This is a genomic window from Enterococcus sp. LJL120, from assembly GCF_054871765.1.
Genome location: NZ_JBTXLV010000002.1, coordinates 46,347 through 70,603 on the forward strand (window position 1 = coordinate 46,347; position 24,257 = coordinate 70,603).

General features: G+C 43.4%; 24 protein-coding genes and 1 pseudogene. 6 read left to right on the forward strand and 19 right to left on the reverse strand.

Annotated features, from left to right (window positions below; genetic code table 11):
- Positions 1–189: 189 nt before the first annotated feature.
- Positions 190–753 (forward strand): sugar O-acetyltransferase, encoded by a 564-nt coding sequence (locus ACYSNU_RS03365; protein WP_461735802.1) that lies wholly within the window; start codon positions 190–192, stop codon positions 751–753.
- 226 nt (positions 754–979) lie between these two features.
- Here ACYSNU_RS03365 and abc-f read toward each other — a convergent pair whose 3' ends face one another.
- The 3 genes from abc-f to ACYSNU_RS03380 form a co-directional block, all read right to left on the reverse strand.
- Complete coding sequence (gene abc-f / locus ACYSNU_RS03370; protein ID WP_461735803.1) at positions 980–2,449, reverse strand: ribosomal protection-like ABC-F family protein; 1,470 nt, start codon at positions 2,447–2,449, stop codon at positions 980–982.
- A 362-nt stretch (positions 2,450–2,811) separates the two neighbouring features.
- Positions 2,812–4,596: a metal ABC transporter permease subunit gene (locus tag ACYSNU_RS03375; RefSeq protein ID WP_461735804.1), complete on the reverse strand. Its 1,785-nt coding sequence runs from the start codon at positions 4,594–4,596 to the stop codon at positions 2,812–2,814.
- The gene (locus ACYSNU_RS03380) at positions 4,593–5,315 is read right to left on the reverse strand and encodes a metal ABC transporter ATP-binding protein (RefSeq protein ID WP_461735805.1); all 723 of its coding nucleotides are present in this window, start codon (positions 5,313–5,315) and stop codon (positions 4,593–4,595) included. The genes ACYSNU_RS03375 and ACYSNU_RS03380 overlap by 4 nt, the downstream gene beginning before the upstream one ends.
- 248 nt (positions 5,316–5,563) lie before the next feature.
- Between ACYSNU_RS03380 and ACYSNU_RS03385 the strand changes: the two genes are divergently transcribed.
- Positions 5,564–6,103, forward strand: a complete 540-nt coding sequence (locus ACYSNU_RS03385; RefSeq protein WP_461735806.1) for a biotin transporter BioY — start codon at positions 5,564–5,566, stop codon at positions 6,101–6,103.
- A 79-nt stretch (positions 6,104–6,182) separates the two neighbouring features.
- On the opposite strand, the gene ACYSNU_RS03390 is transcribed toward ACYSNU_RS03385, so the two are convergent.
- Complete coding sequence (locus ACYSNU_RS03390) at positions 6,183–6,350, reverse strand: hypothetical protein (RefSeq protein WP_461735807.1); 168 nt, start codon at positions 6,348–6,350, stop codon at positions 6,183–6,185.
- A gap of 693 nt (positions 6,351–7,043) precedes the next feature.
- Here ACYSNU_RS03390 and ACYSNU_RS03395 point away from each other — a divergent pair.
- Positions 7,044–7,454: a hypothetical protein gene (locus ACYSNU_RS03395; protein WP_461735808.1), complete on the forward strand. Its 411-nt coding sequence runs from the start codon at positions 7,044–7,046 to the stop codon at positions 7,452–7,454.
- Complete coding sequence (locus ACYSNU_RS03400) at positions 7,451–8,857, forward strand: collagen-binding domain-containing protein (protein WP_461735809.1); 1,407 nt, start codon at positions 7,451–7,453, stop codon at positions 8,855–8,857. The genes ACYSNU_RS03395 and ACYSNU_RS03400 overlap by 4 nt, the downstream gene beginning before the upstream one ends.
- Positions 8,858–8,956: 99 nt before the next feature.
- On the opposite strand, the gene lpdD is transcribed toward ACYSNU_RS03400, so the two are convergent.
- From lpdD to ACYSNU_RS03455, 11 genes are all read right to left on the reverse strand, one after another.
- Positions 8,957–9,358, reverse strand: a complete 402-nt coding sequence (gene lpdD / locus ACYSNU_RS03405; RefSeq protein WP_461735810.1) for a prenylated flavin chaperone LpdD — start codon at positions 9,356–9,358, stop codon at positions 8,957–8,959.
- Positions 9,359–9,361: 3 nt separating this feature from the next.
- Positions 9,362–9,922: a UbiX family flavin prenyltransferase gene (locus ACYSNU_RS03410; RefSeq protein WP_461735811.1), complete on the reverse strand. Its 561-nt coding sequence runs from the start codon at positions 9,920–9,922 to the stop codon at positions 9,362–9,364.
- A 40-nt stretch (positions 9,923–9,962) separates the two neighbouring features.
- On the reverse strand, positions 9,963–11,435 hold the full coding sequence (locus tag ACYSNU_RS03415) for a UbiD family decarboxylase (RefSeq protein ID WP_461735812.1): 1,473 nt from the start codon (positions 11,433–11,435) through the stop codon (positions 9,963–9,965).
- A 158-nt stretch (positions 11,436–11,593) separates the two neighbouring features.
- Positions 11,594–12,301: a DUF2922 domain-containing protein gene (locus ACYSNU_RS03420; RefSeq protein WP_461735813.1), complete on the reverse strand. Its 708-nt coding sequence runs from the start codon at positions 12,299–12,301 to the stop codon at positions 11,594–11,596.
- A gap of 147 nt (positions 12,302–12,448) precedes the next feature.
- A complete protein-coding gene (locus tag ACYSNU_RS03425; RefSeq protein WP_461735814.1) occupies positions 12,449–13,339 on the reverse strand; it encodes a LysR family transcriptional regulator in 891 nt (296 codons plus the stop codon).
- Between the two features lie 158 nt (positions 13,340–13,497).
- Entirely contained in the window at positions 13,498–14,076 is a 579-nt protein-coding gene (locus tag ACYSNU_RS03430; protein ID WP_461735815.1) for a histidine phosphatase family protein, read from the reverse strand.
- Positions 14,077–14,391: 315 nt separating this feature from the next.
- Complete coding sequence (locus ACYSNU_RS03435) at positions 14,392–14,778, reverse strand: YbgA family protein (protein ID WP_461735816.1); 387 nt, start codon at positions 14,776–14,778, stop codon at positions 14,392–14,394.
- Complete coding sequence (locus tag ACYSNU_RS03440) at positions 14,771–16,210, reverse strand: cryptochrome/photolyase family protein (RefSeq protein WP_461735817.1); 1,440 nt, start codon at positions 16,208–16,210, stop codon at positions 14,771–14,773. The genes ACYSNU_RS03435 and ACYSNU_RS03440 overlap by 8 nt, the downstream gene beginning before the upstream one ends.
- A 190-nt stretch (positions 16,211–16,400) precedes the next feature.
- Positions 16,401–16,940 carry a DUF1697 domain-containing protein gene (locus ACYSNU_RS03445; protein ID WP_461735818.1) on the reverse strand — a complete coding sequence of 180 codons (540 nt, stop codon included), beginning with the start codon at positions 16,938–16,940 and terminating at the stop codon, positions 16,401–16,403.
- A 97-nt stretch (positions 16,941–17,037) separates the two neighbouring features.
- Positions 17,038–17,772 (reverse strand): ABC transporter permease, encoded by a 735-nt coding sequence (locus ACYSNU_RS03450; RefSeq protein ID WP_461735819.1) that lies wholly within the window; start codon positions 17,770–17,772, stop codon positions 17,038–17,040.
- A complete protein-coding gene (locus ACYSNU_RS03455; RefSeq protein WP_461735820.1) occupies positions 17,765–18,487 on the reverse strand; it encodes an ABC transporter ATP-binding protein in 723 nt (240 codons plus the stop codon). The genes ACYSNU_RS03450 and ACYSNU_RS03455 overlap by 8 nt, the downstream gene beginning before the upstream one ends.
- A 93-nt stretch (positions 18,488–18,580) precedes the next feature.
- On the opposite strand from ACYSNU_RS03455, the gene ACYSNU_RS03460 reads away from it, so the two are divergent.
- Positions 18,581–19,336, forward strand: coding sequence for a polysaccharide deacetylase family protein (locus ACYSNU_RS03460; protein ID WP_461735821.1), 756 nt, complete (start codon positions 18,581–18,583; stop codon positions 19,334–19,336).
- Between the two features lie 46 nt (positions 19,337–19,382).
- Positions 19,383–20,363 carry an ABC transporter substrate-binding protein gene (locus ACYSNU_RS03465; RefSeq protein WP_461735822.1) on the forward strand — a complete coding sequence of 327 codons (981 nt, stop codon included), beginning with the start codon at positions 19,383–19,385 and terminating at the stop codon, positions 20,361–20,363.
- A 137-nt stretch (positions 20,364–20,500) separates the two neighbouring features.
- Here ACYSNU_RS03465 and buk read toward each other — a convergent pair whose 3' ends face one another.
- The 4 genes and pseudogenes from buk to ACYSNU_RS03485 form a co-directional block, all read right to left on the reverse strand.
- A complete protein-coding gene (gene buk, locus ACYSNU_RS03470) occupies positions 20,501–21,568 on the reverse strand; it encodes a butyrate kinase (RefSeq protein ID WP_461735823.1) in 1,068 nt (355 codons plus the stop codon).
- Position 21,569: 1 nt separating this feature from the next.
- Positions 21,570–22,393, reverse strand: a pseudogene (locus tag ACYSNU_RS03475) (phosphate acyltransferase).
- A 139-nt stretch (positions 22,394–22,532) separates the two neighbouring features.
- Positions 22,533–23,366: a 3-hydroxyacyl-CoA dehydrogenase NAD-binding domain-containing protein gene (locus ACYSNU_RS03480; RefSeq protein ID WP_461735824.1), complete on the reverse strand. Its 834-nt coding sequence runs from the start codon at positions 23,364–23,366 to the stop codon at positions 22,533–22,535.
- A 103-nt stretch (positions 23,367–23,469) separates the two neighbouring features.
- Positions 23,470–24,255: an enoyl-CoA hydratase/isomerase family protein gene (locus ACYSNU_RS03485; protein WP_265459905.1), complete on the reverse strand. Its 786-nt coding sequence runs from the start codon at positions 24,253–24,255 to the stop codon at positions 23,470–23,472.
- Positions 24,256–24,257: the final 2 nt, after the last annotated feature.

Below are 24,257 nucleotides of genomic sequence, written 5' to 3' on the forward strand. Positions count from 1 at the left end.
AAACGACTAGCTAGTGTTAATTTGCGATTCGGACCTACTGGACCACAGGAGCAAGTATCATATAGTTCGGGGGTTCAGCTGTTAAAAAACTAATGACACAGGTTCTTTTTTTTCTGATTTAAACTGCCCAACGCCCGCAAAATACGGTAAACTAGTGAGTAAATAAATGCAAAAAGGAGATTTGAAACCATGTTGCCAAAAGAAATTTTTGATACGTTAAACTCTGGTGAGCTCTACTTTGAAACCAAGGAAATGAATCAGCTACAAGCCCATTATCGGGACTTGTTATTTGAATTCAATCAGCTGCCCCCCAACGAACCACAGCGCTTAGCGGCGATTGCTGCTGAATTATTCGGGGATTTTGCTGAGGGGGCTTACATTGAGCGGCCCGTTAAAGCCAATTGGGGCATCAACACTTATTTTGGAAAAAACGTTTATGCTAATTTCGGCTTGACCCTCGTTGATGATGCTAAGATTGATCTAAAAGACGATGTTATGATTGGACCAAATGTGACGATTATCACCGGCACCCATCCTTTAAAGGCTGCCGAACGAAAAGAGCGGGGGCAGTACAATCTACCCGTCACGATTGAAAAAAATGTCTGGCTAGGCGCCGGTTCCATTATTTTTCCCGGCGTGACCATCGGCGAAAATACCGTGGTTGGCGCCGGCAGTTTGGTGACCAAATCTATTCCGGCAAATGTCGTCGCTTATGGCCAGCCATGTAAAGTAATTAAAGAGTTAGAAAAATAAAAAGTGAGGCTGTAACCTTAGTCTTGCTAGCAGATGCAATTCCCAACTATCTTGTATTTGATAGTGCTTGCCAGTTATTGTTCGGAAAAATCAATTCTGTTTTAAACTAAGGTCACAGCCTCACTACCTAAAATCAAAAAATAACCGCAACCTGCAAGAGCACCAAAGCCAGCTAACGAAACTGGCTTTCGGCGAAAAGCTTGGATTGCGGTTTTTTTTTTAATATTTATCCGCCAAAAACAAGTTTTCCATCTTCAATTTGATACACTTCCTCAGCGACGGCCTCCACAAAATAGCGGTCGTGGGAGGTAAACAACAGGGTTCCCGGATAAGCTCGTATTAATTTTTCCAGGGCGGAAATAGTGGCTGCATCGATAAAATTAGTCGGCTCATCCAAAATCAACACGTTGGCTGGCCGTAAAAAGACTAAGGCGAGGGCAACCCGCGTCGCTTCGCCGCCACTTAACGCTGCTAGCGGTTTGGTGATTTCTCCTTGGGCAAAGCCTAAATTATTTAAAATACTGCGGATGGTTGTTTCGGCAAACTCCGTTCGCTGACTGAGATAATCCAACAGTCTTTGCTGACTAACTAGTTGATAATCCAACTGCTGATAAGTCGAAAAAACAACCTTTGGCGAGACGGTGATGCCGGGAGCACCGGCCTGAATTGCCTTTAAAAAAGTTGATTTGCCAGCACCGTTGCTGCCGGTAATCGCAATTTTTTTACCTAAAGGAAATTGAAAGTCGACGGCCTCCAATATATTTTTCTCACCAAAGGCTAGGCTAACAGCTTCACCACGAATCGGAAATTTATTGTGGAGCGTCAGCAATTCATTTTCGGGAAAAATTATTGCTCTACTAGTTTTAACGGGGGCCACCTCCGTCAATTGTGTCAATCTGGTTTCCAAGCTCTTAGCTGATTTTTGCAGCCGTTTTTGCACGGTGTCCTTTTGCTTAGAAGCAGACAGGCGGTCAGGACGGACAGCTTGCTGTCGCTGTTTTTGCGTGACCTTGCCAGCCTTTTGCGCCTGCTCCTGTTTTTTAGCGATTGCTTTCGTCAGCCGCTGTTTTTCCTGTAAATATTGATCTGCCGCCCGCTCCTGCACTAAGGCTGCCTGCTCTTTTTGCTCCTGATAGGCGCTAAAATTGCCAGCAAATTCCCGTACCTGACCCTCAGCTACCTCCCAAATTTTGGTTGCCAGCTGATCTAAAAAATAGCGGTCATGACTGACAAAAATCAAAGTGCCATAATAATAGGTCAGCTCTGCTAATAAACTATCAATCCCCTGTTGGTCCAGATGAGTCGTTGGCTCATCCAGCAGCAAACCCATTTGATAATTGCCCAACACTTCAGCCAATCTCAACTTGGTCGTTTCGCCGCCGCTTAAGACAGCGGCGGGTGCATGGGGCACTCGAAAGCGGCTTAGTAATTCGCCGACTTCGCTGTTTGCCATCAGCTGATCAGTCCCATTTTCCATCTGCGAAAAATAATTAAATTGGATTTCCCGCTGAACGTGGCCTTTTTCTGGGGCAAGCTGGCCTTGAATCATCTTTAATAAAGTTGATTTGCCAGCTCCATTGGCCCCAACAATACCGATACGCTCCTGTTGATAGGCACTTAGTTCAGGGATTGTTAAAATTTCTTGATTGCCGTAGCTATGTTCGATATTGCTTAATTTAACTGCTAAGGTTTCCATAATTTCCTGCTTTCTTCTCAGGAAAGCTGGTACAACAAAAAAGGTTCTATCATCGGCGCGCCACTCAGCAAATCACCGCCGAAGCACAACAGGTTTAGCAGCTGGCTAAAGTCAGCTTTTTAACCTGTCCCACTAAGGCGCCAATTAGTCTGGCGGCCGCTTCTGATACAACCACTGATTTTTCATTGAAACTGAGGGCAGACTCCCCCCTTGAAACAGCTTTTCCCAAGACTTTTGAATGTTTTATTTAGTTATGATTCAAAAGTGGTAAGCGTAATTTCATGGATGCAGTCATCTGTCAGTCTCCTCATCAATTTAATAAATTAAGCTTAGCAGAAATTTTTCCGAAAGGCAATTGGAACTTATTTGGCCAAGCCTGTTGCAATCTGTTCAAAATTCCAGGCCATCATACTGTAATAGCTGTCGCCTTCTTCACCGGGCTCAGCTACTGAATCTGTAAATAATTTGGCATCATTGATGGGAATGCCGGTGTCCTTGGCGACCGTCTGCATCGACCGCGCGTCAACACTGCTTTCGACAAACAATGTCGGAACTGAAGAGGCCCGCAGCTGTTCAATCAAGCTTTGAATTTGCTCAGGAGTGCCTTCCTCTTCGGTATTTATTTCCCAAATATAGGCCGCCGGAATTCCGTAAGCCGCTGAAAAATATTTCATACAGCCTTCACTGGTCACCAAAAGCTTTTGCTCATCCGGCAGAGCCGCAAATTTTTCTTTGGCGGAGGCGTCTAATTCCCGCAGTTGACTGAGATAAGTTTCTAGATTAGCTTCATAATAATCCGCATTTTCCGGATCTTTAAGGCTGAGCTGCTTTGCAATATTTTCTGCGTAAATCATCCCATTGCTTAAATTCAGCCAAGCGTGGGGATCTTCTTTCCCCTGTTCTTCGGCCCCCTCCAGATAAATCACCTCGACACCGTCACTGACGGCAAAATAATCTTGATCTTTGACTTTGCCGGCATTCTCCATCAACGTCGTAAACCAGCCGTTGCCGCCAGTTTCCAGATTGATGCCGTTATAAAAAATCACGTCCGCTTCAGAGGTCTTTTGGACATCCGCCGGTAAAAATTCATATTCATGGGGATCACGCCCGACTGGGACAATGCTGTATAAATCAATTTTATCCCCGCCGATATTTTTAGCGATATCGGCGATAATCGAATTGGTGGCGACGACCTCCACTAAATCAGCATTTTCCTGCTGATTTTCTCCTTGACCAGCTGTCCCGCTACAACCTGTCAAAACTAACAAACTCCCAAATAAGGCAGCCAAAACTAGCTTAATTTTTTTCATTTTCCAGAATCCTCCTCGTAAAAATTTTTGCTTCGGTGATAAAAAGAAGCCGACCACAAAAAATGCGGCTGCGGTTAAGACAATCGTCGAGCCCACCGCCAAATTGAAGCTATATCCGATAAAAAGTCCTAGCAACGAAGCTAAACCACCGAGGCTTGCCGATAGTAAAATCATCGACCGTAAGCGATTGGTAAAGAGATACGCTGTGGCGGCGGGCGTAATCAACAGGGCGACGATTAAAATCGTGCCGACGCTTTGCATAGCGGCCACGGCAACTAATGTCAATAAAATCATCAGCAGATAATGGTAAAATTGGACCTTCATGCCCACGGCTTTAGCTAACAGTGGGTCAAAGGAGGTCAGCAGCAGTTCTTTGAAAAACAAGCCAATTATCACGAGCACAAATAACGACACGCCAATGGTTAAATACATATCGGTAGTCTGAACTGCCAAGACATTGCCAAATAAAATATGGAATAAATCCGTCGAGCTGTTGGCAACACCGATTAAAATCACCCCTAAAGCTAAAAAGGAGCTGAAGGTGATTCCGATGGCTGTGTCCCCTTTGATTAAGCTATTACTTTTGATAAAAGTAATTAGCAGGGAGGCCAGCATGCCAAAGAAAATTGCGCCGACGAAAAAATTAATTCCTAAAATATAGGAGAGAGCGACCCCCGGTAAAACTGCATGGGAAATCGCATCCCCCATTAGAGACATCCCTCGCAGGATAATAAAACAACCAATCGCACCGGCCACGATGCCAATCGTCACCGAAGTAATCAAGGCATTCCTTAAAAATTGAAACTCTGTTAACCCGTAGATGAAATTTTCAATCATGCAACATCCCCTCCAAAATAAAGCTGCCCGTTAAAGGCTTGCCCCAAATAATTTTTATTAAAAACTGTCGCCGTCTCGCCATATGCAATCACTTCTTTATCGAGAATCAAGAGCTGATCAAAGTAGTTTTGCACCTTTGCTAAGTCATGGTGCACCACAAAAATAGTTTTTCCGGCCCGTTGCAACTCCCGCAAAATCTCAAAAATAATTTCTTCGCTAACGGCATCAATCCCGACAAATGGTTCATCTAAAAAAATATATTGGGCTTCCTGCACCAAACATCTAGCAATTAAAATCCGTTGGAACTGTCCGCCAGAAAGCTCGCTGATTTGGCGGCTGCCCAAAGCCGCCAAGCCGACCTGTTCCAAAGCCGTGGCCACCTGCTGCCAATTTTTTTTCGTCAAGCGCCGCAAAATGCCCACTTCCCGATACAAGCCCAAAGAGACAAATTCAGCCACGGTGATTGGAAAAGTAAAATCCAAATTGCTTTTTTGTTCGACATAAGCCACCTGCTGCCGCTGTTCTTTGATTGGCTTGCCGTCAATGGTGATATTGCCGGCAAAGGGAATGATTCCTAAAATCGCCTTGATTAAAGTCGATTTACCAGCACCATTCGGCCCGATAATGCCGGTGATGGCATGATCTTCTAAATGCAGATTTATATTTTTTAATGCTAGCTGCTGCTGATAAGCAACAGACACATTTTGACAGATAATCATTTTTATTCTCCTTTACATTTTTTAGGCGCGCCTAACTTTTTATATTTTTAGGCTAACCTAAAAATTATTTCTTGTCAATAATTTTAAAAAAATTTCATCTGTGCCGATTTATTTTTTCAAAGAAAAATAGCCTTAAAATCGCTGTATAGTTTTTTTAGTGTTTTTTTCGGTAGCCAGCTTTACTTTTAAAAAAAACTGGGTTAAAATTTCGTTAACCAAAAAAAATAAAGGTTAACGAAAGGAAAATTATGAAATCTATTAGTTTACGAGAATTAATTTTAGCTGCTATCTTTGCAGCCGTTATCGTGGTCTTATCCCAAATTACGATTCCCGCCGGTTTAGTTCCCTTCACCATGCAAACTTTTGCTGTTGGTTTAGTGGCAACTATTTTAGGCAAAAAAGTCGGCACCATTTCCGTCTTCATCTACTTATTGTTAGGTCTTATCGGACTACCGGTTTTTGCCGGCTTCAGCTCAGGCTTTGCTGTTTTATTCGGCCCGACTGGTGGCTTTTTAGTCGGCTTTTTGGCGAATGCCTTTGTCACCGGCTGGTTGTGTGAATTAAAGGAAAACAACTTACCGATGGCAATCATTGCCAATCTAGTCGGCGCTTTGCTGACTTTAGTCTTTGGTACTTTCTGGCTGCAGCTTGCTGCCAGCATGAGCTTTGGCGCAGCAGCAGCGGCGGCCTTCACACCATTTATCATTCCGGGTATTGTCAAAGCGGTAGCCGCAGCCTTCGTCGGAATCTTAGTGACTCGCCGGCTACCAGTAGCAGCCCGCAGCTAATTTTTATTTATTCGAACACAAAAAGCGCCGAATCCTGCTGGATATCGGCGCTTTTTTTACATATACAACTGTCCTATACTTAAATAACTTTGCGCTGCTTTTCTTTAATCTGCAACTTTTTGTATCGATTTTTTAGCATTTTACTGGCTAAAAGAGTCCCGCAAATAATTGTCACGCCGGCTAAGGCTTGTTGTCCGTTAAATTCCAAATCATACGAAAATCCCTCAGCTTTAATACTTAGCTTCATTTCCATCACCTTCTCTTTCGTCAATTTCATTCAGTCTATTTCAGCTTACCCGAAGTAGCGGAAATCACCAACTCCAAAAGGGGCGATTCTTCAAAAAATCCAACATAAAAATTTTTATGAGACAGAAACGTTAAGAAATGTTTAAGGCGTTTCACAGAAAAATCATGAATTTAAATCTTTTTCCCTCACTATTCCATAATTTTTAACATAATAAAAAGCAAAATATTCTTTCTTTGATTGCCCAACCACATAATTTTCGCTCTCGATTTTCAGCAAAATGCATTTTTTTCATTTCTTGATAACATTTTGAATTTTAGATAAAAATTAGTTTCATTTTTATATTCTAAAAAGAGCGTTTTAAAAAACTATTTTTTAAAATAAAGTTTCTTTTATTCAACGATAAAATCGGTCTTTTTCCATGAAAAACGCTTCCTATAATCTCTTTCCGATGAAATAAAATAACAAGCACCAAAACCTGTTTTCATTCATTTCAAATGCCCCAAATAATGTTTACTGCTCTCAAGTCTTTCATTATAAGGCGTGCATTTAATTTGCCAGATTGTTTAGTAAACGGTTATGGTTTCCCATGAAAATAAAAACACACGTAAATATCTTTTTCCATGAAAAGTGGCTAGCTGCTTTAAGTCATTTTTTAACTTGTTGGTTAAGAGTTACAGAAGGAAGGTTTCATCAATGAAAAAAATAAAAAAGGGTTTTATCTTGGTGGTTGCTTTAGCAGCTGTTTTAGTGCCTCTTTATCACGTTTTTGCGGCGACGGCAGAAACCGGCACCGTGACCGATGATTTAACAGATACCAGTGACAACTTGCTGGGGATTGCCTCACAGTTTCACATCTTTGCCGAAAATGCTAGCTTAAATGCCCACACTGAAGGAAATTTGGCCGTTGATAATTTAACTGGTAGTGCCAATTTTGGCACAAATGGCATCGCAAACAGCGGCAAACTGGATTTATACTATATTGAAAATATTTCTGCCATAAATGGTGGTTCATTTGTGTCGGGAAATAATACAAAAGTTGTTCTCGGCAGTAGCATTACCGTTACCAATAATGCCAATCAAGTTTTTGCCAATGGCTCAATGTGACGCTGGATGACGTCTATACAGATACAAACGACTCCTATTTAAATATTGCCGACACTTTAGCAACTTTAGCCACCACTTCAGCATCCTTGGCAACCGCCGCTACTTCTGATGGTGTCGTGGAAAACTTTTCGGATATGAACAATCGCACCATTGACTTAAGTAACGCCACCCCAACCGATGGCGTGATTACTGTCGATTTGACTGCTGCTGATTTGGCTGCATCGACACCGATTTATTTCACCGGCATCAGTTCATCACCCGGTTATACAGTGGTGATTAACGCAACGGATACAACGACTGTTAACAGCCATATTTATATGCAAATTGACGGCCAAAATGTCAGCAACGGTGAAGTTGCAGATTACAGCAATAACGTTGTCTTATGGAATTTCGGAACTACTGCTAATGCGATTAATATTAACGCTGATTTTATCGGCAGCTTACTGGCGCCAAATGCCACTGTTGCCACCGGTCAAAATCTGAACGGTAATATCGTGGCTAAAAATGTTACCGTCAACGCTGAAAGTCATCGCTGGGATTTACAACCAAAAACGATGATGACTACACCGAGCAGCAGTTCTAGCACAGACAGCAGCTCATCAACAAGCACAAGCAGTACAACTACCGATTCAACGACGAGCACTTCATCTACTGATAGCTCTTCGTCTACTACTGATTCAACGACGAGCACTTCGTCTACCGATAGTTCTTCGTCCACTACTGATTCAACGACGAGCACTTCATCTACCGATAGTTCTTCGTCCACTACTGATTCAACGACGAGCACTTCATCTACCGATAGTTCTTCGTCTACTACCGACTCGACGACGAGCGATTCGACTACCGATAGTTCTTCGTCTACTACTGATTCAACGACGAGCACTTCGACTACCGATAGTTCTTCGTCTACTACTGATTCAACGACGAGCACTTCGTCTACTGATAGTTCTTCGTCTACTACCGACTCAACGACGAGCACTTCGTCTACCGATAGTTCTTCGTCTACTACCGATTCAACGACGAGCACTTCATCTACTGATAGCTCTTCGTCTACTACCGATTCAACAACGAGCACTTCGACTACCGATAGTTCTTCGTCTACTACCGACTCGACGACGAGCAGCACGACGCCAAATTCTGGTACATCGGGTAGCACTTCTACCACAGATTCGACGACGAGCGATTCTTCCACTAGCGGAAGTTCCACGACGGACTCGACGACAAGTAGAAGTATGAATTCAACTAACTCAAGCACTTCGACTTCCAATACTCCGACAGGAACGAGTTCTTCAAATACCAGCAGCGGCTTACCACAATTAAGTGATGTCTCAAGCTGGAGTTTAATTGCGTTGGGTGGAGCGTTGATTGGAGCCGCCATCTATCTCTTCAAACTTAAAAAATAGTTAGTAGTTTGTGAGTCTAACAAAAATTGCCCTCCTTTGAAATAAAAAAAACGAGTTCTGCAAAAATCATAGCAGAACTCGTTTTTTCGTTTTTAAAGCCTATTGATAATAGATTGGCTCGGGTGTTGTAAAATCAAAATTTGTTATCCAGTTAGCAATTTCTTTGGCCAGCTGCTGCGTTAATGTTGAAGCAGCCGCAATCTGGGCTGATGTAATCTGATTGACATGGACACCGGCTGTAATCACACAGGTGCCGGGTAATAGCGGTTGAATTTTTTTCGCGACTATCAACGCTAAGACATCGTCTTTATGCAGGCGACCATCATGGCTGGGAAAACAGCGGGTCTCGATGGCCGCCGTTTTAGTTAAGGTGGTGACTGTCCCGATATGCGGCGTGTCACCGCCGCTAATTTTGATTGCTAAATCTTTGCTGACAATCGCCACTTCAGCCGAAATGGTCAACCCCAGTTCTCCTGCTGAAAAAATTTTTAGCTCCGTCATCCTTTAGCCCTCCCAGCGTTGACTTAATTGATTGTGAATGCCGAGGGCGTCCAAAATCTTCATCGTATGATGGTCAATTAAATCTTGAATTGTTTGCGGCTGATTGTAAAAGCCGGGAATCGGCGGAATAATTTGCACGCCGAGTTTTGCCAGCTTCGTTAGATTTTCCAAATGAATCACACTCAAAGGCGTTTCTCTAGGCACAATAATTAATTTTCGCTGTTCCTTTAAGGTGACATCAGCGGCCCGGCCGATTAAATTATCGCTAAAACCACAGGCGATACCGGCGACTGTCTTCATGCTGGCCGGCAAAATCACCATGCCGTCCACTAAAAAGGAGCCGCTAGCAATTTTTGCTCCAAGGTCACGATTTTTATAGGTGAAGTCGGCTAATTCCGCCACTTCATGGAAGGAATAGTCGGTTTCAATTTTTAAATTTTCTTTGGCCCAGTCGCTGAAGACTGCGTGGACCTCGACTTCAGGATTATTTTGCAGCTGCTGCAATAAATTGATAGCATAAATTGTACCTGAAGCTCCTGTGACACCGACGACGATTCGTTTCATTTTCGATTCCTCCATGATTTTTAATTTTCACCTATAATGGCTATTGCAAATATTTTTGCCAATCCGTTACTTCTTTGAATTGGGCCCGCTGAAATTCCCCCTTCAAATCAAAGGGCACTGTGCCATCCAAAACTAATTTGGAAGACATGCCTTTAAAACGGATGATGCCCGGCGAATATTCCGGCCGCTCCGATGGGTCCAGCGGATGATTGCGCATCCCTTCCAAGACCATGATGTCTTGGTGGGCTTGAAAGCGGGTATTGATGGTCCAGATAACATCATTCATATCAAAAATATCAACATCATCATCCACTAAAATGATGGTTTTCAGCTCTTTAAAAGCTGAAAAAGCTAACAAGGCTGCCTGCCGTTGAATCCCTTCATCAGCGGCATTTTCCTTATGAATCTGCATGATGGTCATAAATTTGCCACCGCCGGCTGACGGATTGTACACATTGACAACTTTTCCGGGAATGGCTTTGTCCACTAGATTTAAAATACTGGCTTCAGTCGGAATGCCCGCCATCGAAACATGTTCTTCACTAGGGCCGATGGTCGTTTGCATAATTGGACGGTCTTTGCGGTGGGTGACTGCTTTGACTTTGATGACATTGACCGCCGGATTAGCCTCACCGTTATAACCGGGAAACTCCGGCATCGCATAACCAGTGTTGGTGTTAATATCTTCGCGGATTGCTTCGTGGGGCAAAATTTCCCCTTCGATAATAAATTCCGCCCGCGCCAAACCAACTTCATCAACAGCAATGCCGTCAACTAATTGGACAGGTTCATTTCTCAAGGAACCTGCTACCCACAGTTCGTTGTAGCCTAATGGCGTGGTCGGCGGTTCAAAGGTGGTGCCAATACTAATCGCTGGATCCAAGCCGATGCTAATCGTAATCGGCATTGGTTTATCGAGGGCTTGATATTCTTCAAGAAAATGCCCGATATGCCGACCGCCGGGCATGATATAAATCCCCAATGTATCTTTATCCTCCAACACCATCCGATGAATCGTGACATCGCTGATTTTTTTGTCAGGACTGGAGCCGTAGACAACACCCATCGTGATATACGGTCCTGCGTCATATTCTGTATTGGTAGGAGCGGCCACCAGCTTACGAATATCAAAATCCGCATCGCTAGCTAAATGAACAACTTTTTGAGCAGGTGCCTGCTCCCGCGACACTTTAATCGGCTTTACCGGATTGCTGACAGCCTGGTTTAATAATTGCCCCAAAGTGCGGTAGTCATGTTTTAAAATTTGACCGACCCGTTGACGGCTGGCCATAATGCCCGTCAGCACCCGCGTTCCCGGAAAGCCTTTGACATTGTTAAACATCATCGTCGGACCGATTTGAGTCTGACGCATCACGGTTCCGCCCGCACCGATGTAACGATAGACTCCCGCCAATTCAGCATGGGGATCAATTTCAACATCTGTTTCATGATACTGACCAGGCATTTCCTTCAACTCAGCTAATACTTTTCTTAAATCATATGGTTCTGTCATCGCTCATACTCCCTTTCGTTTCTTCTTCTTTAGTTTAAGGAGAAATTCAGAGAAGAACAATTCGGATTCATAGGCAAACTATTCCAAATTGGAATAGTTGCTAGTTGCTTTCTCTAAGTTGAATTGCTAGGCGAAAAAAAGTTACTCCTTAGCGGAAATTAGAAAAGCATTGCGCAGTTTTTTGAGAAAAACATTGCCGAGAAAGTGAATTGAGGGCAATGTAAAAAGGCTGGCAGCTTTTCAAGTTTTAAGGGCTGGTAGCAATTTGAGTTATCCAGATTGAGAAGTGACTGCTTTATGCAGGAAAATCCTTTTTTGAGAAAATCAGGGGATTTGTTGCTAGATTGTCTCAAGAAGCGGCTAAGTCTTTTTGAAAAGCTTAGCAATATTTTTCTTGGATGTACGGCATTTTTAGGAGAATTTTCGGTATCTGCAAACAATAAACAATAGCTTTGTTTCTTGATGCTTGCTTTTTGCTGATTGCTTTTTGCATCAGGCTTAGCTGTTAATTTTGCTTGTTTTCCAATTTCTGTATTGAGCGAAGCAGTAAATTCTCCCTCGCCTTTTTCTGTCACAGGCATTTCCTCCAACTCCGCAGCAATCAACTTCTGCTGAGAAGGTACCCCGCTCCTTCTTTTCAAAAGTTGCAGTCGGTTAAAAAGCGGCGTTACTTTTTTCTCGACATACTTTGCCCCGATGATTTCCGTGCAGAGTTGGACCCCATTACGCTCAAATAGTTTCAACTCAATCAACTCCTCCATAATAGTTTTCACAAATTCCGGTGCTAAGTTTTGCTGACAAAGGTGAATAATCAGTGTCTTTTTGCTTCCATCGCCATTTTTGAACATTAAATGTAATTTTCGCATCATAGTCCCTCCAAAAAAATTTCCTTAGTTACTATAAACACAACTTTAGCTAAGGAAAAATCAACACCCTGAGTAAATTTTTTCAAAAAAAAGCAGATAACTTTTTTCGTCATCTGCTTTGAATCTATTTTTTTTATTTAAATGCTGCTAATCAATATTTTTTGGAAGATGTTCGTGCAAATATTCCCAAAATAAGTCGCTGCTTTTGGAACCACGATTCTTTTTTCGCATAAAGCCGACTTCGCTGTACTCTTTTGAATCCAGCGGTACCACCGCCACTAAGTTTTTGTCAAAAGAAGCCGCCGCCCGCTCCATCATAATCGAAATGCCCATTTCATTGGCCACCACATTTAAAATAACTTCTACCCGCCGTCCATAATAACCGATTTTCGGCGTGAAGCCCGCCTTATGACACAGCGCCATCACCGCTTCATAAATATTCGTGCTCTTACCTAAAAGAAAAAATTCTTCACTCTCCAAGGACTTCAACGAAATCTGCTTTTCCTGAGCCAGCGGATGATTTTTCGGCAGCACCGCCACAAAGCGTTCCTTAGCCAATGGTACTTCCTCCCAATCCGGCTCCAAAGCCTTAAATCTGCGGGCCACAATCACATCACATTGATCTGTTTTCAGTTGTTCAAACAGTTGATAGCTTTCAGCCTCTGCCAAATGCAGCTGAATCTCAGGTTCTTGCTTATGAAACTGACCAATGATTTCCATCGCATGATAGGTCGCCATCGTCGGAATCCCATGAATCGCCAATTTGCTAGCGGCCGCTTCTTTAAAAGCCGCGGCTGAATCAAGAAAAGCCCGATAATTTTTCAAAATTAAGTCGGCCTGAGGCAATAATTCTTTGCCAGCCGCCGTCAACGCAACTTGTCGGTGTTCCCGCTTAAACAGTGGCAACTCCAATTCCTTTTCCAAAGCCATAATTTGCTTGGAGACATTGCCTTGAGTGGTAAAAAGGCGTTCGGCAGCTTCGCTATAATTTAGCGTCTGAGCCAGCATCACAAAATATTCCAACTTTTGAATTGTCATCCTTTAAACTCCTCATAATTTTTGAAAAAACGAGTGGCTAACCAAACTGAACTCCCTTCGAAAAGATCCCTTACACTAGCTTCTGTGGTTATTTTTGTACTATGTTATTGGGCAATCTTGTAATGGATTTGCCTCAGTAAAAAACATCTCAACTACTTCTAAATTTCAGAAGGGTCGATTATTTCGACAACTGTAAATTTCCCGTCCGCAAAGGTCAATTGAATAATACCCGCATTAGGAATGCTGGTGGTTCTTGAAGTAGCATAGTCGCCGGAAATATAGCTTAAAAAGCTATAGATAGCTCCACTGTGGGAAACTGCCAACACTGACTGATAATCTGGCATTTCCATCAGAGATGTCAATGTTCCGCTAACTCTAGTTCGTAATTCTTGAATCGTTTCGCCGCCAAATTGCTGATAATAATCGCTGTATTTTTCATGGGGCATCGGCTGCAAAAGCTGGCGCTCGCCTTCATAGGCGCCAAAGCTCATCTCTTTAATGCCTTTTAACCGTTGATAACTTTGATCCGTGACAATTTCCAAGGTGTCAGAGGCCCGCTCCTGCGTCGAACAATAGGCGTGATCAAAAACAATTTCCTGTTGAGAAAAATAACGGGCCGCCGCTTGAGCTTGGCTGATACCTTTTTCAGTCAGCGGAGAATCACAGCTCCCTTGAATCTTATTCAGTACATTGAACAACGTTTCCCCATGGCGCATCAAATAAAGTGTTTTCGTCAAAAAATCTCCTCCTAATTCCGTTACTTACGTTAAATTAAGAGTAATATACTTTGCCGCCGCAAACAATCAAAAAAAAGCGAAAACTGGTTATTCATCGGCAGAACCCAGTGGAAAACAAAAAAATCAGCCAGCAATGACTGATTTTTTGAGATGATTTATGTGTCTTATGCAAGGTGCTGTCAGTTTCTGCAAAAAAGATGATGGGTTTTAAATGCTTTATTGCAGACGCATATTTTTTATTGAGCAATAACTCTATAAATTCATTCTCACAAGCCAGAGAAGAAATTCAACTTATTTTGCGGGAAAATTAGCCCACTATTCCCCCGGCCACCGCATCTCCAACAAATATTCAACCTGATACTTCTCAGCCAAGCTTTTCAAAAAGCTTGGCAATTGGTCGTCAGTGGGTTCACTCGCCAATAGCGCCATCAATTGCTGATAAGTTTCCCGCTCTGCTGGATTGGCTGATTTTTTGAAATAGCCCCAAATATGCTGATAAGCGACTGTCAAAGTCTTGACGGTCGGCTCTTTATCCTCTAATTGCGCAAGAATTTTGTTGTAGCGGGCATCTTTAGCCAGACTCCATTCATTATTTTTGGCTAATAAACGAATTTCATTATAAGCCTGCTGACTGCGGGACATGACCCAGTATTTATTTTGGCTCCAGGAGTGCTGGAAATTTTTCAATAAAGCTTTAGTCATCTTTTTGCTTTCCTTCGCTGGTCTCTCTGGCAAATTCTTTACTGGCTTCATACTTGGAAATCGCTTGTTTGCGCCGCTCTTTGTGGTCAACGATGGGCTTGGGATAGTCCTCGCCTAAAACCACTCCGTACTCCTCCTGCTCTTCTTTGCTTAAGGATTCTGGTTGATGGATAAATTTATTTGGTACATTGGCCAGCTCTGTGACATATTCCCGGATAAAATCACCCTTTTGATCAAAGCGTTCTGATTGTGTCGTCGGATTAAAAATTCGGAAATACGGCACCGCATCTGTTCCGGTGGAGGCGGCCCACTGCCAGCCGCCAATATTGCTGGCGGGGTCGTAATCAATCAGCATTTTCTGAAAATACTGCTCGCCCCAGCGCCAGTCAATGAGTAAATCCTTCGTCAAAAAAGAAGCCACAATCATTCGCAGACGGTTGTGCATCCAGCCGGTTTTCTGCAATTGGCGCATCGCGGCATCGACAATCGGAAAGCCGGTCTGCCCCTGCTTCCAGCAGTCAAACAAAGCGACATCGTTCTCCCATTTAATATGCTGAAATTGGTCCTGCAGTGGCTGATTTTTCTGCTTAGGGGCAAAACTGTAAATCATATTATAAAAATCCCGCCAGCAAAGCTCCTGTTGGAAAACTTTGCGGCCTTCAGAAGAAGCGGCCGCCTCCACTAGCTGCCAAACAGTCCGAATCGAAATTTCTCCAGTGCGCAAAAACCGCGACAAATGGCTTGTCTGATCGAGGCTAGGAATATCTCGAGATTTATGATAATCTTTGACTGAATTTTTAATAAATTTCTCCAAGCGCTTTTTGGCGGCAGCTTCCCCTAAAGGTCGCTGGTTTTCCGGTAATTTTTTAAGCATTTTTTTAAACTGCTCTTCATCTTTAGGAAATAAAACCTTTTGCTGAACGGCTTGCGGCTGAAAATCCACCTTCAACGGCGTCTCCTTCGTCTGCTCGGCCCATTTTTTATGGTATGGGGTGAACACTTTATAATGCTCCTCCTGCTGATTTTTGATTTCATCGGCGCCGTGAAGATAAGCATCTTGATAGGCGTGGCTAGTAATCTTATTTTCCTTGAAAAATTCCTCGGCAGCCTGATCCCGCTCAGCTCCAAAGCCGCTAGTATCCTCATTATAATAAATCCGTTGCCAGTCGGGCAGTTGCTTCTTCAATTTCTTAAACAGCTCCACAGGCTCGCCCACCATCACCTGCAGCTGAGCCTGCTCGTCAATTTTTTCTTTAAAATAACCAACACTGGCAAAAAAAGCCTGATGATTGGGACTGTCTTCAATAAACTGCTCAGGATTAGCCTGAAACAGTAGAATCAGCTCGTCTTGACCCAAATCACGGCAGGCGTGGTATAAAGCTTTATTATCTTGAATTCTTAAATCACGGCGAAACCATACAACTGTTTGCATCTTACTACACCTCAAAATTTCTCAATTTAACGTTCCTGTTACTTTTCAACGTAGCATAGATCGCTTGAAAGTGCATTTGATAAGCTAACTGGTCAGCTGGATTTTTTTAAGATTACACTTGAGAATAACCACCATAAATTTCAAAGTTCCTGCTATTCTCCTACGCAAATTTAAAACTATTTGCCCGCAGCTATTCCGCCAACTCCAGCATCTTTAAAACTGTGCGGGAATTCCGAATGGTCACCCGTCGATTCACGGCTGAGCTGGCAATTTTCGACCAACGGGATTTATTGAAAGTCTTCAGCGGAGTTGACCAAAAGATAACGTTCTGGTAAACAGAAAGCTGCTCATACTGCGGGTCTATTTCACCAACGGCCTCCACTACCTCCGCCACAGTCAATGGCGGCAGCAGAAAAATGGCATAGGTCACGATTTCTTTATTCGTGGTCCACCATTCCGGCGCATGAGCGACCACTTCCTGCAACTCCTCCACAGAAATAATGGCGACGGGAATCGTCAAGTCAAATTCTGCCAAAATAATTTGCTGGCACAGCTCAACTAAAGCAGCTGGCTCTTGTTGTGGGGCGCTGAACAAAATATTCCCGCTATTGATATAAGTTTTAACCTTCGTAAAGCCGGCAGCCGCAAAAACCTCCCGCAAAATCGGCATACTAATTTTATTTTTCCCACTGACGTTGATGCCTCGTAAAAAGGCGATATATTGTTTCATACTGGCTCCTTGTCCTCTATTATTTTAAATCAAGTGATCATTGCTTGCTTCAACTTTTTTAGTATTACTAAAGTCAAAATTATTACTCGGTTTTTCCTCAGCGATAACGGCAAGTGCGCCGCTCGATGACATCTAAGAAGCTGAAAATCAAAAAGCCCAGCAGGCCGATGGCTAAAATACCGGCAAACATTTCCGGATAATCCATTTTAGTCCAGGCGCTTAAAATCAGATAGCCCAAACCGTAACGGGTATTATAATTCTCCGCAAAAAATAGTGAAGCTAATGAAATCCCCACACTAACCCGCAAGCTTGCTAATAAATTAGGCAGCAGCGCTGGTAAAATCAGCAGACGGATTTTTTGCCATTGGCTGCTGTTGTAATTTTCCATCACTTGATTGTAGCCTGCGGGAATATTTTTGACGCTGTCCCGCACAGAAACAATCACTTGGATGGAAACAATCGCAAAAATCAGCAAAATTTTCGATAGATTTCCCAGACCAAAGAAAATCATAAAGACTGGTAAAAAAGCAACTTTTGGTAATGGATAAAGAAAATAAATCAGCGGGCCTAAAAAACGATCCACCAGTTCACTGCGTCCCATAAAAATTCCAAAGGGCAGTCCAACGGCAACCGCTATTGTTAAAGCGGCAAGAATTCGTAAGAGACTGGCGCCGGCATGAAGTAGGAGTGGACCTTTTATTTCCCAAGCCTTCACTATGGTGGTCAGGGGACTCGGCAACGACTGATTATTGGTCACTAGGCATAAAAGCTGCCATAAAAGCAGCGTCGATAATACGCCAAACACCAAGACGCTTATTTTTGATTTATTCATGGGCGGCCCCCTTCAACAAAGCTCTTAAGTAAATACAGAATTCATAAAAAGCTAAATCTTCTCGACGGTTTTCCAGTTGAAAGACTGGATTTTCAACAACCTGTAGCTGACCAGCCGCCATAATTAAAATAATTTCCCCCAGATAGGCAGCCTCTTCAATATCATGAGTCACCGTAATCAGCGTATTTTTACGTTTTTGCTGCTCCCGCAAAATTAACTCTTGAGCCATTTCCTTCGTCTCCTGATCTAAAGAAGAAGTCGGTTCATCTAAAAGCAGGTAATCGGGATTGGTCACCAACCCACGAGCCATCGCAACTCTTTGCTTTTGACCACCGCTTAAAGCCGCCGGATATTGCTCCTTGAACTCAGTTAAGCCTAATTCTGTCAGCAGGCTGTTCACCTTTTCACGTCTTTTATCCTTGGCCAGCCGCTGAATTTTCAATGGCAGCTCGACCCCTTGAAAAACTGTCTGCCAAGGAAATAAAAATAAATCTTGAAAGACAATCTCCACTGCTTCAGGCGTCGTTCCCTGATAAATAATTTCGCCGGCTGCCGGCTTTTCAAAGCCCTTCAGCAAAGACAGCAATGTACTTTTGCCAATACCTGAACGCCCCAGCAGGACATAGCTCCGTCCTGCTTCAAAACTAAAAGACAGCTCTTCTAGAATTTTTTTTTCGCCATATTGAAAGGAAACCTTGTTGAACTCAATTACCATTTTTAAACTCCTCGTGAATAAAACTACAAAAATCAGCTTGATTCTATGCTATACTGTTATCCGAAATGAATCTAAGAAAGTCAGGTGAAATGCGTGTTTAGAACTCTAGTCTTCCACGAAATCCGGCCGCAAAATGAATTGAACGGCCAGCAGCGGCCCATCATTGTCCACGATGGCTACCAAGATGCGCTACCGTTGCCTCTTTTTGATAGTTTACCGCTTTTTGAAGAACGAATAAACTATCTCGTGGAAAAAAACTATCATCTTTTAACTCTTACTGAGCTGAAAGCTTTTTATCAACAACAAACTCCGCTACCGGAAAATTCGGTCCTGTTAACCTTTGACGATTGCTTCCAATCTTTAAAGGAATATGCTTATCCAGTTTTAAAAGCTGCCGGGGTCAAAGCCAGCGTCTTTATAGCCACTGGCTGGCTTTTTCCAAAGCCCGCTGCTTATCAAGCGGATGTCTCAAAAGTTTTGAGTCCTGAAGACTTAACAGCGATGGCAGATGTCTTTGAATACGCCAATCACACGGCCCATTTCCATCAGCGTCGAGGAACGACAGCAGCCCAATCAATGTGGGAAACACCGGCAGATTTTAAAGCGGATGTTGCTTTGGCTAATCAAGCTGAGATTATTCAGCATAAAGATGTTTTCGCCTACCCCTTTGGCCTATACGATCAACAAACCGTCACTTCTTTAGAAGAAATGGCGTTTAAATTAGCCTTTACCACTAAGCCTGGCTACAACACAGCGGCGACCAATCCATTAGAGCTGCGGCGGGATGTTATTCCGGCAGTGATGTCGCTAGCAACCTTTAAAGAATTAATGACCGCACCAGCCGACTGATTACAAAAAAACAACTTAGACAAATGAAAGGAATGGAATAAGAAAAATGAAAAAAATTTGGGGCACTTTGGGGATTATGTTATTAGGAATCGGTGTGTTAAGCGCCTGTGGTTCCGATACTGCTGACAGCACCGATACAACTGACAGCAGTACGGTTACCAGTGAGGCGGCGGTCACCGACCAAACTTTAAATGTCGGCATTCTGCCATCCGAATCAGCGATTCCAATTATTTTGGCCAAGGAAGAAGGCTACTTTTCTGACTTAGGTTTAGATGTCGAAATCAAATCCTTCTCTTCGCCAAATGACCGCAACGTTGCCATTCAAGCCCAGGAAATCGATGGCACCATCAGCGATGTTATGACAGAGGCTACTTTTAAAAAGAACGGCATCGACTTAACAATCACCTCTGATATTTTAGAAGATTTTAAAGTCTTGGCTTCACCGGACTCTGGTATCACGGAGATGAGCGGCCTAGCGGATAAAACTGTTACCTTAGTACCGAATTTTATTTTGGAATACATCATGGACGAATTTGCAGCGGAAAATGATTTCACCTATGAAATTGTTGACATCCCTTCTTTTTCTGCCCGCTCAGAGGCCCTTTTAAATAACCAAGTCGACGGTGCCGTTTATACGGAACCGCAGGCCAGCATGCTAGCTGCTCAAGGAGCCATCGTCTTAGGCAGCTCCAAAGAACAAGGCATCAAAGGCGGCACGATTCAGTTTATGGACGCTGTTTTAGATGAACGTCCACAGGATATTAAAGCCTTTTACACTGCCTACAATCAAGCAATTGATTATATGAATGAGCACGCCGCTTCAGAGTACGCAGACATTTTGGCCAACTATCAATTTCCTGATGCCATGAGCCAATATTTGGACAGCCAAGAGGAAGACTATCCTTATGCCCAAGCAGTACCACAGGATCAATTTGAAAAAATCATTACTTGGACCAAAGACAAAGGCCAGATTGACGAAGAATATACCTATGAACAATTAACCGATTTTAGCTATCTAAGTAAATAAAAAATAAACAAAAACTCTTTTGCAGCTGTGAAGCTTTGCTGCAAAAGAGTTTTTTTAGACGCCATCTTAAAATAAATGTTCAACTTTCTCTACAGTCTGAATCACCTTGTCAAAGGGTGATTTTGATTCGCAAATCTTCAATACACCTGCGCAGCCTCGCTGCCATCCAAGACCCGCTGAGCGCCGGCATACAAGGCTTCCATTTCCATTTCGCCTGGTGCGACTGCAACTGGGGCAATCCATGCGACGCCCTCGGTAATTTTTGCAACAATATTTTTTGAATAGCTGACGCCACCCGTTAAAATTATGCGGTCAACTTTCCCGTGGAGCACAGCTGCCATCGCTCCAATTTCCTTTTGAATTTGATAGCACATGCCGTCGATATAATACTGGGCTTCTTCATCGCCAGCTTGAATCCGTTTTTCAATCACCCGAATATCAATCTCATCAAGATAGGAGCTTAACCCGCCATTGCCGGCAATTATTTTTTTGACTTCAGGTAAAGTTAATCCCTCCTGCAAAACTTTGGCAACGAAGGGAGTTACTGGCAGAGCGCCGGTTCTTTCTGGCGTGTATGGACCTTCACCGTCTAGGCCGTTGCTCAAGTCAATAATGCGGCCATTTTGATGGGCGCCGACGCTGATGCCGCCACCGAGATGCGCCACCACCACTGAGCTAGTCTCATAGCTTTTGCCAATTTCCGCTAAAATTTTTCTAGCCACAGCTTTTTGATTCAGCGGATGCCCGACCGACCGCCGCTCAATCCCCTTCAATCCTGAAATGCGGGCGACTGGAGTAAACTCATCCACCACCACTGGATCCACAATATAAGCCTTCACGCCAAATTTTTCAGCAAAATCATTGGCTAAAATCGCCCCCAAGTTTGAAGCATGACTGCCATTTTTTTCTGATAAAATATCGGCAAGCATTTTTTCATCCACTAAGAAAGTTCCACCCGGAACCGGATCCACTAAGCCGCCCCGGCCCACAACGGCGGCAATATCTTGCTGATCGATGGCCTGTTGATCTAAAAAGCGTTGAATTTCTGCCTCCCGAAAACTCCTTTGCTGAATCACACCCTTATATTGTGCCAATTCTTTTTTTGAATGGCTGATGCTTTCTTCAGCGAGACGCTGGCCCTCGGCAAAGAGGGCCACCTTTGTTGAGGTGGAACCAGGATTAATCACCAGTACGATTGTTTTCATTTTACCCTCCTAATTGTTTTAAGGCTAAATCCAAAGCGGCTAATTTACTGGCGGTTGAGTCACTGCGGGAGGTTACGACAATCGGTACTTTGGTGCCGACGATGGTGCCGCCCATCGTTGCGTTGGTAAACAACAGCAAAGACTTATAGAAAACATTTCCGGCATCAATATTCGGTACTACCAAAATATCGGCATCCCCTGTAATCGGGCCACTAAAACGTTGTGAGCCACGGCTTCTTGCGAAAGCGATAAGTCTAATGATAAAGGGCCATAAATTGTAGCATCCTCCAACACTAAAGATTGTGTCACCTCAGTTGCCAAGACTGAAGATGGCATTTTCGGATTATAAGTTTCCGCCGAACTTAACAGGGCAACTTTCGGATGAGTTATGCCAATTTGGTGTGCCACTTTGACAGCATTTTTGACAATCATTTTCAGCTGCTCTGCATCGGGTTCAATATTCATTCCCGAGTCAGTCATTAAAATCGGCCGGTCCAACTGTTCCAAATGCATGATTGCCACATGGGAAAGCAGTTTTTGATCTCGTAGATTGTATTCTTTTTGCAAAACTTCCTTTAAAATATCATGGGTGGAGACAATCCCCTTCATTAAGATGTCCCCATGGCCCGCCGCTACAAATTTAACGGCTTCTGGAATTCGATTAGCTTTACTCGTTTGATGATAGTCCCACGGTGCGCTCGGGTCGAGATTTTCTCCTTCATCAAAAATTACAAATTGCACTGTCTCGCCGTATAAATCTTTGGCAGCTTTAACAACCTGCAAAATTTCGGAGTTGCCGCCACCGGGAATTGCAATTGTCGTCATATCTTCACCTCTGTCTTTCAAAATTTAATCCAAAAAAATGAGTTGAATCCATGAGGGAACCACCCGCCATTGATTCAACTCAACTCAAGCATTGTTACTTTTTTATGCAGAACCTTTTTACATTTCGAAACCCCTTATATTAATACTCGAAAAAGCCCTTGCCGGTTTTACGGCCTAATTGATTCGCGCGCACCATTTTCCGCAACAATGGATGCGGCCGGTATTTAGGATCGCCGGTTTCGCTGGTTAACACTTCCATAATCGCCAAGCAGACATCCAGTCCCACTAAATCCCCTAAAGCTAGTGGTCCCATCGGATGATTGGCTCCCAGCTTCATCGCTGTATCAATGTCCGCAGCATCTGCGACACCCTCAGCATAAATGCCGATTGCTTCATTAATCATCGGAACTAAAATCCGATTGACAACAAAGCCAGCTGAGTCTTCTACAACTACTGGAATTTTGCCGATGGATTCAGAAATCGCAACGATTTTGTCCACGACTTCGGTTGGTGTTGTTAACCCCTTAACAACCTCAACTAATTTCATTACTGGTGCCGGATTAAAGAAATGCATTCCGACAACCGGTCTCGATAATCCGTTGGTTAATTCGGTTACAGATAATGAAGAAGTGTTGGTGGCAAAAACTGTTTCAGGCTTACAAAGTTCATCTAACTCTTTGAAGATGTTCTTTTTCAGTTCCATTTTTTCTACAGCTGCTTCCACTACTAAGTCACAATCTGCGACATCTTTAGACGTTCCGGTGCTAATCCGCTGCATCACAGCAGCTACATCCGCTTCCGTCATTTTTTCTTTTTTAACTAAACGATTTAACCCTTTTTCAATTTTCTCTTTGCCCGCTTCGGCCCATTCTAATTTTACGTCACAGAGCATCACTTCATACTCTGGTTTCACCGCAAACGTTTGAGCAATACCAGAACCCATCGCACCGGCACCGATTACCGCAATTTTCATAAGCTTCCTCCTCACAAACTGCTCTTAAAGAACAGCTAATCAAATTTTACTATCATGTAGCTGTGACATCAGCTCTGTATAGCTTATGTCACAGCTACAGTAATTACCCTTTACTTTTGCCTGTGTATGGCTCATGCTTTCTTTTTTCTAAGAAAGCTGCCATGCCTTCCGCTTGGTCTTCCGTTGAGAAGCATTGGCCGAACAATTCGCTTTCAATCCGGTAACCATCCTCTACAGATAAACCAATCGTCTTATTGGCAACTTCCTTCACCGCTCTAACGCCAAACGGTGCATTGCCAGCAATTCTTTGGGCCATCTTCATCACGCTGTCCATCAGTTCTTCTGCTGGTACAACCTGATTGACTAAGCCAATTGCCAAAGCTTCTTCCGCTTTAACGTTTCTGGTAGTGAAGGCCATTTCTTTCGCTTTGGCCGCCCCAACAGTTCGAACTAAGCGCTGCACGCCACCATAACCTGGCATAATACCTAAGCCAACTTCTGGCAAGCCGAAGACACCTCGGTCGCTGGAAATGCGAATATCACAGCTCAAGGCAATTTCACAACCGCCGCCTAACGCAAAGCCGTTGACTGCCGCAATCACCGGCATCGGTAGATTTTCAATTAATTCCATCATCCGATTGCCAGTTTCGGAAAAGACTTGGGCTTCTTTTGAAGGCAAATCCTTCATCTCAGCAATGTCCGCTCCAGCTACAAAAGCTTTTTCGCCGGCTCCGGTAATCACCAAGCAGCGAATATCTGATTCCGCAATTTTTTCTAACAAGCTGCTGGCTTCTGCCACCACTTGGCTGTTTAAGGCGTTCATCGCTTTCGGGCGATTATAAGTCAACAGGCCGATTTGATTTTGCTCTTCATACGTTACAAATTCCATCG